Origin of the sequence: Arthrobacter sp. S39, assembly GCF_004320525.1 — a bacterium.
Classification (GTDB): Bacteria; Actinomycetota; Actinomycetes; order Actinomycetales; family Micrococcaceae; genus Arthrobacter.
Genome location: NZ_SIHX01000029.1, coordinates 1 through 9645, shown reverse-complemented (window position 1 = coordinate 9645; position 9645 = coordinate 1). Strand labels below are relative to the sequence as shown.

Genomic DNA, 9645 nt, shown 5'->3' with positions numbered 1-9645 from the left:
GGGGAAATTCCCGGAGGAAATCAGCGACGCAGGAGCGCCGGAGGGAAATTCCTGCGCCGCAGGCCCCGACGAAGGAGGGGCTAGACGGGGTGGAGCGGACGCCTAGAATCCGAAGGACAGCAACCAAAAAACGTCGAAGACGTAGACAAAGGTGATGACGGGCAGGAGCTCTGCGACAGACCGGCAGCACCCAACAGCCGGCCGCGCCAGCGGACGCCCATCAACTGGTTGCACCGCAACCAGGGCGAGCCCAACGAGCCTGCCCGAACACCAAACAAAATCCCGTACTTTAGTCGCCCCAGCTCCCCCAGGGAGTGAGTACTTTAGTCGCGCCAGGGGCTTGTTAACGGGAGGAAGGGCCGGCACCTTGCAGGTGCTGGCCCTCCCCTGTTTTCCCTCAGCAAAAGGAAATCTATAGGTGCAGCAACAACGCTGCAGGAGTCTTAGTACTCAGTGCCGCTAGCTCGCTAGTGGGCTGGCTGGGAAGCGGGCCGATCCTGTGGCCATGGGTGCAGGCTGTCCAGGTACCCCTTGCCCAGCACCATGGAACCGTCGTCGCTGGTCTTGATATTGGAGTGTTGGTGGCTGCCGCCGGCGTGGGCGATGGCAGCCAGGACCAGCTCCAGGTTCGAGCGGTCCAGACCGGGAACAAGATCACCCAAATCCACCGGGACGTCTTCGGCCAGCGACGCAGCCAGCAGCAGGAAGCGCCGCTCCCCTCCGGAGAGCACACCTGCCTCCTCCGGGATGGCTGCGAAGTCGATCCAGGCACTCACCTGACCGGTCCCTTGCGGCTCGCTGCTGGTGTAGACCCATGGGTTACCAGGGGCAGCAAATTTCCCACCGAAGCCCCGGATGAGCAGTTCAGTGGCAGCTTCGATCGTGTACATGCCTTTTGCCCAGGCGCGGAGGTCATCTGCGTGCGTCGTTGGTCTTTCCTTTGCTGGTGGGACTGTTTGAGGTCAGCGTATCTGCTGCCGCTGACAGTCGGAATGCATAGGTGAGGGATGCCGCGGTGGGACGCCTGCGTGTGGTGCTTGGTTGCTCGCTGGGGCGCTGTGGGCGGTCCGTCGCTGGTTCCCAGGCACTGTGTCGGCCAGTTTGCGGCGGACCGCCAGCGGTGACCGGACTTTGGGGGCCGGCCACCGCTGAGCTTTAGCTGGTGAGGAGTTCCATCAGTTCGTTGGTTTCGGTCACGAGGACGGCGGAACCGTCCCGGGCGAGCCGGTGGCAGCCTGCGCTGTTCGCGGAAGTCACCGGGCCGGGCACGACGGCGACGTGACGGGCGATGGTTTCGGCGTGGTGGGCGGTGTTCAGCGCGCCGGAACGGTAGCGGGCTTCCACGACACACACGGCACCGGACAGGGCCGCCATGATCCTGCCGCGCTGGAGAAACCTGTGGCGGGTGGGGGCGGTCCCGGCTGGCATTTCCGAAATCATGAGTCCGGTTCCAAGAAGTGCCCGGCCAAGATCGGCGTTTCCTGAGGGGTAGAACCGGTCTACGCCTCCGGCGACCACGGCGATGGTCGGCATCGCCTCGGGCGTGCTTCCGGCCAGTGCTGACTTGTGGCTGATCGCGTCCACTCCGTAGGCGAGACCGGAAATAACGGTGATGCCGCGTTGGGCCAGGCAGTGGGCGAAGTCTCCGGCGATAGCTGCGCCATAGGCGGTGCAGTCCCGGGATCCGGTGAGGGTGATGCAGCGGTCAGTTGCCGGGATACCGGTGGTGAGGTTTCCCCGGTACCAAAGTCCCAGCGGGGGCACTTCAAGATCATCCACACCTGCTGGCCAGTGTTCGTCTCCGGGAATGAGGAACCCGCCGCCCAGCGCGGCCGCGTCGTCCAGATCCTTTTGCGGGTCAATGTCTCCGGTGTAGTGCTGTGCGGCGCGGGCCACCGCGGCGGTAAGTTCTTCCGGGGTGACGCCTTTCAGGGCGTGGGGTGCCTGCTCTCCGGTCAGGAGGCGCAACGCGGCGTACGCGCCGAGCTGGCCGACAATGGCTGCCACAACCTGATCAGCGGGTTCAAACAGGCGGGTCAGTGCTGCGCGGGCCGTACGGTCTCCAGTGATGTTCATGATGGTGTCCTTTGCTGAGGATTGGGATGGTGAGGGGACCGCGTAACCGGGCCAGCTGCCCCTCTCCCCCCGTTGTTTTTTGGTTGCTGGCAAGCTCGCTTGCTCGGCGGCCGACGGAGCCCTGTCTACCCAAAGGGCAAGACCTGGGGGATCCGCGAAGGAAATAAGCGACGCAGGAGCGCCGCAGCAGATCGTCCAGGGCGCAGGCCCCGGTGGAGCTTGCGGAACCGGGGCTAGACGGGGTGGAGCGGACGCCTAGAATCCGAAGGACAGCAACCAAAAGACGTCGTAGACAAACAGGACCGGACACGGCGGAGCCCTGCGACGTCGGGCGCCGGGCCCAACAGCCGGCCGCGCAGCGGACGCCCATTCTCTGGCTGCAGCGCAGACCAGGGCGAGCCCTGCGAGCCTGCACCTGAAAGTTGCCCTGGGCGGGTACCCACGGCAGGCTAGCCCGTTGCGGCCTCAGTCAGGTTTTCGATGGCGCGTCCTGCGTCTTCTGCCTGTCGCCTGAGATCCTTGACGTCCTGTACGACGGGAGCATTCTCGATCTCGTTCACCAGGCGCTGCCATGTTTTCAGCGCCGTAAGCAGCTCGGGCGTGAAGCTGACCTGCGGCAAGTCCTTCAGTGCGAAGTAGTGGATGACGGGGGCAAGTTCAGGTGCACCAAGGCTCTGTGCCGCGGTAGCCGCTTTCTCGAGCTGGCCTGCCTCGTAATGGGCTTCGTAGTCGAAGTCACCGTCGGCATCCCAAAAGTTCGTCGTCATGGGGTGGTTCTCCTTGTTTCGTCGACTCGGGGTGAGGGGGCTGTGGGACTGTGCCAGCTACTGCCCTCTCCCCCGTTGTTTTTTGGTTGCTGTCAAGCTCGCTTGCTCGGCGGCCGACGGATCCCTGTCTACCCAAAGGGCAAGGTGGGGGAAATTCCCGGAGGAAATCAGCGACGCAGGAGCGCCGGAGGGAAATTCCTGCGCCGCAGGCCCCGACGAAGGAGGGGCTAGACGGGGTGGAGCGGACGCCTAGAATCCGAAGGACAGCAACCAAGAAGCGTCGTAGACAAACAGGACCGGACACGGCGGAGCCCTGCGACGTCGGGGCCGGGCCCAAACAGCCGGCCGCGCCAGCGGACGCCCATCAACTGGTTGCACCGTAACCAGGGTGAGCCCAGCGAGCCTGCCCGAACACCAAACAAAATCCCGTACTTTAGTCGCGACACCTCCCCGGGCGTGAGTACATTGGTCGCGTCAGGGGCTTGTTAACGGGCGGAAGGGCCAGCACCTTGGCGGTGCCGGCCCTTCCTGTTTCCCTCAGCAAAAGGAAATCTATGGGTGCAGCAACATCGCTGCAGGAGTCTTAGTACTGCTGGCCTTGGTTGTCCCAGATGAAGTCCGCGGTGGACTTGGTTTCGTCGTTACCCAGGATGGCGAGCTCGATGGCCTCTTCGGCCGCGGTGATGCCTTCAGGGGCTTTGTCCTGATCGGTGAGGATGAATCCGTGGCTCATGGTGGGGCTCCCGCCTGGTGGTCGTGTTTCCACTCTAGCCCGGCGGTTGTGTCGTTCGTTGCGTCGTGTGGTGCTGCGCCCGCGCGAGCGTGATCGGCGGCCGGCGGAGCTTGCGGGGGAGGCCGCCGCGCCCCACCTGACGGGACCGGACCGTGCTGGCCCGGCCCCGTGGGGTGTTTAGCGTTCCCGCTTGTAGGCGGTCGCTGGGTTCTTGGCGGTGTCCGCGATCGGGCGCAGCACCATCATCTGATCCAGCAGTTCCGCGAGGCGGTAGCCGGAGGCGTCGGCGTCGGCGTGGGCGAGTGCGAAGTGTTCCCCGGCCGATGATGCCCGGCCTTTGAGGTAGTCCGTCCAGCCGATCAAGGTCAGCAGCGGGGCGCGGTAGCCTTCCGGTGCTGCGGTGATCAGTTCGCGGGCCACGGCTTGGGCCTTGTCTACGCGGGTCCAGTCCGGCGCGATTCCGCTGCCCAACAGCAGGGCGCCGCTGTCTTCTGCGTCCGGCAGGTCCGGGTTGATGATGTTCACGAGCAGGGCGTCCCGCACGGCAGGGGCTTGGAATGCGGCCACCAACTCCACGGCTTTGACTCCGGTCAGCGGTTCGCTGGCTTCAAGTGCTGCGGCCCACTGGGCGCGTGGTGCGCTCAGGTCTTCGGCCAGCAGGTGCCCATACATGGACTGGATCCACTCGGTTGCCTCTGCCGGTCCGGCATAGGGTGCGTAGGTCGTGCCGGGTTCGGCGTTGTAGGCGCTGCCGCGGAACACCATTTCGGCGTTCAGGGTGCTGTCGGTGATCGTCTCCAGCGGCTGGGGTGCGCAGCATCCTGCCTCACTGTCACACAGCAGGTCCTGCCAGTGGGTGGAGGTCACCAGCCACCCGTCTTTGAGCGGGGTCCCTGCGGCGTCGAGTACTTCAATGAGTGCCTCGATGTAGTCGTGGAACGGGCGCGGGGCGTCCTCCGCGGTCAGGTCCGTGTAAACGGCGAGCAGGACCGACGTGGCGGCTTTGTCCGCTTCGAGAAAGCCGCCGATGGTGTGGGCGAACATGCCAGGCGTTGCCGCCGTGGGAGCGTCGACCCGGAGGGTGGCGCCCAGTCGGTTGCCCTGCACGGTCAGGAACACAAACGACTCACGGGGCACGTTGCCCAGCGTGTGCGGGATGTAGCTGAGAACGTCGGCGGGGCCGGTGGCGCGTACTGAATCAGTCATGGTGTTTGTCCTTTGCTGAGGATTGGGATGGTGAGGGGACCGCGTAACCGGGCCAGCTGCCCCTCTCCCCCGTTGTTTTTTGGTTGCTGGCAAGCTCGCTTGCTCGGCGGCCGACGGAGCCCTGTCTACCCACAGGGCAAGGTGCGCGAAATTCCCGGAGGAAATCAGCGACGCAGGAGCGCCGGAGGGAAATTCCTGCGCCGCAGGCCCCGACGAAGGAGGGGCTAGACGGGGTGGAGCGGACGCCTAGAATCCGAAGGACAGCAACCAAAAGACGTCGTAGACAAACAGAGCCAGGGGGTCCGGAGCTCTGCGACGGCACGCCCTGGACCCAACAGCCGGCCGCGAAGCGGACGCCCATTATGGTGAGCCCTGGCGAGCAGGGGGACTGGAACGGGTTGTGCCCACTGGGGTCAGGTGGAGCCCTCCGCGCAGCTCAAACCTGTCCCCATTGGGTGCAACCCGCCCCGTCAGGTGCACAGGAACGCTGATCGACCTGGGTTCCGGAGGATATTCATCGGCTTGTCAGCTCCGGCTGCTACTCTCCGGCCATGGATGAACTGTTGCTGGTAGCGGGTTCTGCTGCACGTGATTTGTCGGACCGGACAGGGTTCGACACCAATTTCCTCGGTGTACACGTCTCAGTGCCGGCCCTGGCGGGCGCCGAAACGGTCCTGCTGCCCTATACGCACTTCTCGGTGCTCATGCGGCTGGATAAACGGCTGGCCGCCGTCACGGCCCTCGGGATCGACGGGGAGAAACTGATGGACCTGGACCGGTCCGGCATAGCGTGGCGCCTGGACCCCCGGCTGGCCGAGGACCAGCAGACCGGTGAGCGGCTCTATGCCCGCAATGACATTGACCGTGGGCACCTGGTCCGGCGCGCCTCAGCTGTCTGGGGCGACAGCCAGGCTGAGGCGGCGCAGGCGAACGAGGACACGTTCCACTACACGAACGCGGCACCGCAGGCAGCGAAGTTCAACCAGGGCAAGGACCTGTGGCTGGGCATGGAGTCCTACCTGCTCGAGCATGCCGCCGACTACGGCCGCCGGCTGGTGGTGTTCACCGGGCCCGTTTTCGGGGATACCGATCCGGTGTACCGGGGCGTGGAGATTCCGCTGCTGTTCTTCAAAGTCGCCGCGTTCCTGCAGGACGGCGAGCTCGCGGCCACCGGCTACGTCGTGGATCAGACACCGCAGCTGGCCGACCTGCCCGACGTGCCCCGCCCGGGCGCCGTTGAGGAGGCTCCCCCGCTGGGCCAGTTCCGGACCTTCCAGGTCCCCATCCGGGACATCGCCGCGCTCACCGGCCTGGACCTGGACCAGCTCGTTGCCGCGGACCGGATGCCGATCGCCGCTGAACTGCCCACCGCCCGGGTGACCTCGACCTGGCGGAAGCTTCTCTCCCCGGAGGACCTGGATCTGGACTTCGACCTGAACGGCGACTAACCAAGCGAAGTACGCCCAAAGGCTGAGCGATCCCCGCCGTACCCGTCGGTAGACTCGAAAGACCATTTGCCGGTCACGTTGGGGTACAGCCATGAGCGAAGCACTCGTCCACATCGAGAATTTCAGGATGGATTTCGGGGACAAGACCGTCATCCGGGATTTGTCCTTCGACGTGGCACGGGGTGAGACGTTCGGGTTCCTGGGCAGCAACGGGTCAGGGAAGACCACGACGATCCGGGCGCTGCTGGGGATCTACCAGCCCACCGGCGGGAGCCTGCACATCGACGGCCGGCCGTTCAAACCTGAGGACGGGGACCGGCTCGGCTACCTCCCGGAGGAGCGCGGGCTGTACAAGAAGGAGAAGGTCATCGACATCATGACCTACTTCGGCCGCCTCAAAGGCATCGACCGGCACGCCGCCAAGACCTGGTCCCTGCAGTATCTGGACCGGGTTGGGCTGCCCGACAAGGCCAACGTGCAGCTGGATAAGCTCTCCGGCGGGCAGCAGCAGAAGGTCCAGCTCGGCGTGACGATTATGAACGAGCCCGAGCTGCTGATCCTGGACGAACCGACCAAGGGCTTTGACCCGGTCAACCGCAGGTTGTTGATGGACATCATCGCCGAACAGAAAACCACGGGCGCGACCGTCGTGATGGTCACCCACCAGATGGAGGAAGTCGAACGGCTCTGTGACCGGGTGATCCTGCTCAAGAACGGCACCGCCGAGGCCTACGGCACCATCGATGAGGTCCAGAACCAGTACGGCGGCCGCGTCATCCGCCTCAAACACGCCGGCCCCGTCCCGCCCTCCCCGCGGTACACGGTGACCCTGAGCGAGACGAACTACTCCGAGCTCTCCATCACCGACGACACGGACGAGGCGGACATCCTCAAAGACCTCATCGCCGCCGGTGTTACGGTCCGCGGGTTCACGACCACGAAGATCTCCCTGGAGGAGATTTTCATCCGGGTCTACGGCGACCAGAACAAGGCCGACGCGGCGACCTACGAGACGGCAAAGGTCTAGGGACATGGCGCAGCACAACCTCGGGACCGTCGTCAGCTTCGAATTCCTCCGCACCATCAGCAAGAAACGCTTCTGGGTCGGTACTCTGTCGGTCCCCCTGATTATGGCCGTGGTGTTCGGGCTGATCTACATCAGCAACAGCTCCACTGCGTCCGCCGCGGACGCCCAGGAGAAGGCCGAGTTCTCCATCTCCTATACCGATGCCTCCGGCCTCATCACCCCCGAACAGGCAGGACTGTTCAAGGCCACCCAGGCCGCCTCTCCGGAGCAGGGTGTCGAGGGGGTCCGGTCCGGGACGGTGGACGCGTACTTCGAATTCCCTGCCGACCCTGCCACCACGGAGGTGAAGGTCTACGGCGCCGACCAGGGATTGTTCGAGAACAACAAATACTCCGCCGTCGCAGAAGCCATGCTCAACCAGGCCGTGAACGCCCGGATCGGGTCCGACGCGCTGGCCACCCTCGCCGCCGGCAAGGCGAGCATCGATGTCACCACGTTCAAGGACGGCCAGAAAGCGGGCGGGTTCAACGCTGCCCTGCCGCCGCTGATGTTCCTGGTGATCTTCTACGCCCTGATCATCCTGCTCGCCGGGCAGATGCTCTCCTCCACCCTCGAAGAGAAGGAAAACAGGGTCACCGAGATGATCCTGACCACCCTGAACCCGACCACACTGATCAGCGGCAAAGTCATCGCGCTTTTCGGTATCGGGCTGGTCCAGATGATCGTCTTCGCCTCTCCCGTCGCCATCAGTTATCTGTTCTTCCGCGACCAGATCAAAATCCCGGACCTTGACCTCGCCGCCCTGGTCTTCGAACCGGTTCCGATGATCATCGGGTTCCTGCTCCTGATCGGCGGGTTCGCCCTCTTCACCACCACCCTCGTCGCGATCGGCGCGGTCATGCCGACCGCGAAGGAAGCCGGGAACTTCATGGGCGTCATGATGGCCCTGATCTTCGTGCCGTTCTACGCGATCTCTCTGATCTTCTCCAACCCCCAGGCACTCATCGTGCAGGTCTTCACGTACTTCCCGTTCTCCTCCCCCGTGACCGCGATGCTCCGCAACGGTCTCGGCTCCCTGAGCATCGGGGAGGCGGCCATAGTGATTGCCATTCTCTTCATCGGCTCGGCCATCATGTTCCGCCTGGCCGTCAGGCTCTTCCAATACGGATCCATCTCGTACACCTCGAAGGTCAACATCAAGACAGCCCTGAGCAAGGGCAGGAACACCAGCCCGCCGGTTTCGACCAACCCCGGTAAACGAGAATCCTGATTCCTCTCGAGTCTTCGTCTCTGCGCAGGACAATGCGCCCCTCTCAGGACTGATCTACCTAGAGGATGTGGACGAACGGGGTCGGGTGAAGCGCCCCAGGGGAAGTGTCAATCAGTGTTTGAGGCGGTCCTTGGCGGCTCGTTCAACCAAGACCGGTACATAATCCCGGATCGGTCCATCCAGCGCGTTGGCTTCTTCGCTGACAATCTCTTCAACTTCAGTGCGCGGCTTGTCGGGAAACCGCTGCACCAACCGATCGATGACGTGCGCCATTGCCTGAACTTCATTGTCCGTAGCAATCCACTCAGTTTCACCCCGACATTAGAGGGCGTCAACGGAAAGTTGAACCCACCAACTGCGCCCCATAACCATGAGCCGTGCCGTGGCCGCCTGACGACGTTTCGGCTCCGCAGGCTTTCATGCATCCGATGCAATTCCGCAAAGTTGGGAACGATGTCGTCCCTCACGAGTACACTGAATGAATCGAACATATATTCGAATAAAGGTGTGTTGTGGGCGTTATTGTCGGTCCCCGTGTGATAGGTGCGGGCGTGTCGTTGTTGTCGGTGCTGATCTCACCGGTGCCGGTGGCGGCGGGGTTTCCCTCGCCGGCGCAGGACTATTTTGATGGCCGGATCGATCTGAACGTGCACCTGATCAAGGACATCACCAGCACGTACGTGGTGCGGGTGTCCGGGGACTCGATGGAAGGCGCCGGGATCAGCGACGGCGATGAACTGATCGTGAACCGGGCGCTCGAGCCGCGGGACGGGTGCGTCGTTGTCGCGGTCCTGGATGGGGAACTGACCATCAAGCGGCTGCGGATCACGGCCACCGGCGTGGTGCTGCAGGCGGAGAATCCCGCGTACCCGGACATCCGGGTGCCCAGCCTCAGCGAGCTCACCGTCTGGGGTGTCGCTACGCGGTGCCTTCATCATGTCTAAGCCGGCCGTGATGCGGCGGATGCCGCAGATCGCGCACGTGGATGTGAACTGCTTCTACGCCTCCGCGGAGCGGGCGTTTGACCCCTCACTGGAGGGCCGGCCCGTGATTGTGCTGTCCAATAACGATGGCTGCGCCGTCACCCGCACCCCCGAGGCCAAAGCCTTGGGTATCCC

The 9645-nt window shown here is 64.1% G+C and carries 10 protein-coding genes and 1 pseudogene; 5 read left to right on the top strand and 6 right to left on the bottom strand.

The genetic code is table 11. The features are described 5' to 3' along the window. Positions 1 to 467: 467 nt before the first annotated feature. From EYS21_RS23175 to EYS21_RS23160, 5 genes are all read right to left on the bottom strand, one after another. Entirely contained in the window at positions 468 to 890 is a 423-nt protein-coding gene (locus EYS21_RS23175; protein ID WP_131135590.1) for a hypothetical protein, read from the bottom strand. 265 nt (positions 891 to 1155) lie between these two features. Beyond that, entirely contained in the window at positions 1156 to 2076 is a 921-nt protein-coding gene (locus EYS21_RS23170; RefSeq protein ID WP_131135589.1) for a DNA-processing protein DprA, read from the bottom strand. Positions 2077 to 2525: 449 nt separating this feature from the next. Then, positions 2526 to 2843: a hypothetical protein gene (locus EYS21_RS23165; RefSeq protein ID WP_131135588.1), complete on the bottom strand. Its 318-nt coding sequence runs from the start codon at positions 2841 to 2843 to the stop codon at positions 2526 to 2528. Between the two features lie 583 nt (positions 2844 to 3426). Then, on the bottom strand, positions 3427 to 3576 hold the full coding sequence (locus tag EYS21_RS23545) for a hypothetical protein (protein ID WP_165478400.1): 150 nt from the start codon (positions 3574 to 3576) through the stop codon (positions 3427 to 3429). Positions 3577 to 3753: 177 nt separating this feature from the next. Beyond that, complete coding sequence (locus tag EYS21_RS23160) at positions 3754 to 4782, bottom strand: DUF4192 domain-containing protein (protein ID WP_131135587.1); 1029 nt, start codon at positions 4780 to 4782, stop codon at positions 3754 to 3756. A gap of 551 nt (positions 4783 to 5333) precedes the next feature. On the opposite strand from EYS21_RS23160, the gene EYS21_RS23155 reads away from it, so the two are divergent. The 3 genes from EYS21_RS23155 to EYS21_RS23145 all read left to right on the top strand — a co-directional run bounded on the left by EYS21_RS23155 (position 5334) and on the right by EYS21_RS23145 (position 8527). After that, positions 5334 to 6230, top strand: coding sequence for a DNA/RNA non-specific endonuclease (locus tag EYS21_RS23155; protein ID WP_131135586.1), 897 nt, complete (start codon positions 5334 to 5336; stop codon positions 6228 to 6230). Between the two features lie 91 nt (positions 6231 to 6321). Then, positions 6322 to 7257 carry an ATP-binding cassette domain-containing protein gene (locus tag EYS21_RS23150; protein WP_131135585.1) on the top strand — a complete coding sequence of 312 codons (936 nt, stop codon included), beginning with the start codon at positions 6322 to 6324 and terminating at the stop codon, positions 7255 to 7257. A 4-nt stretch (positions 7258 to 7261) separates the two neighbouring features. Then, complete coding sequence (locus tag EYS21_RS23145) at positions 7262 to 8527, top strand: ABC transporter permease (protein WP_131135584.1); 1266 nt, start codon at positions 7262 to 7264, stop codon at positions 8525 to 8527. Positions 8528 to 8638: 111 nt separating this feature from the next. On the opposite strand, the gene EYS21_RS23540 is transcribed toward EYS21_RS23145, so the two are convergent. Further along, the gene (locus EYS21_RS23540) at positions 8639 to 8800 is read right to left on the bottom strand and encodes a hypothetical protein (RefSeq protein ID WP_165478399.1); all 162 of its coding nucleotides are present in this window, start codon (positions 8798 to 8800) and stop codon (positions 8639 to 8641) included. Between the two features lie 239 nt (positions 8801 to 9039). Here EYS21_RS23540 and umuD point away from each other — a divergent pair, with 239 nt between their 5' ends. Together umuD and EYS21_RS23135 are read left to right on the top strand one after the other, a co-directional pair. After that, entirely contained in the window at positions 9040 to 9471 is a 432-nt protein-coding gene (gene umuD / locus EYS21_RS23140) for a translesion error-prone DNA polymerase V autoproteolytic subunit (RefSeq protein WP_131135583.1), read from the top strand. Next, positions 9464 to 9645 (top strand): annotated as a pseudogene (locus EYS21_RS23135) (DNA polymerase V subunit UmuC); the annotation flags it as partial. The gene umuD and the pseudogene EYS21_RS23135, both read left to right, overlap by 8 nt.

Bases quoted from the DNA above. Each gene is read 5' to 3' on its own strand.
- EYS21_RS23155 (WP_131135586.1), top strand. From the start codon at position 5,334: ATGGATGAACTGTTGCTGGTAGCGGGTTCTGCTGCACGTGATTTGTCG.
- EYS21_RS23175 (WP_131135590.1), bottom strand. From the start codon at position 890: ATGTACACGATCGAAGCTGCCACTGAACTGCTCATCCGGGGCTTCGGT.
- EYS21_RS23160 (WP_131135587.1), bottom strand. From the start codon at position 4,782: ATGACTGATTCAGTACGCGCCACCGGCCCCGCCGACGTTCTCAGCTAC.
- EYS21_RS23145 (WP_131135584.1), top strand. From the start codon at position 7,262: ATGGCGCAGCACAACCTCGGGACCGTCGTCAGCTTCGAATTCCTCCGC.
- EYS21_RS23165 (WP_131135588.1), bottom strand. From the start codon at position 2,843: ATGACGACGAACTTTTGGGATGCCGACGGTGACTTCGACTACGAAGCC.
- EYS21_RS23150 (WP_131135585.1), top strand. From the start codon at position 6,322: ATGAGCGAAGCACTCGTCCACATCGAGAATTTCAGGATGGATTTCGGG.
- EYS21_RS23170 (WP_131135589.1), bottom strand. From the start codon at position 2,076: ATGAACATCACTGGAGACCGTACGGCCCGCGCAGCACTGACCCGCCTG.
- EYS21_RS23545 (WP_165478400.1), bottom strand. From the start codon at position 3,576: ATGAGCCACGGATTCATCCTCACCGATCAGGACAAAGCCCCTGAAGGC.
- EYS21_RS23540 (WP_165478399.1), bottom strand. From the start codon at position 8,800: ATGGCGCACGTCATCGATCGGTTGGTGCAGCGGTTTCCCGACAAGCCG.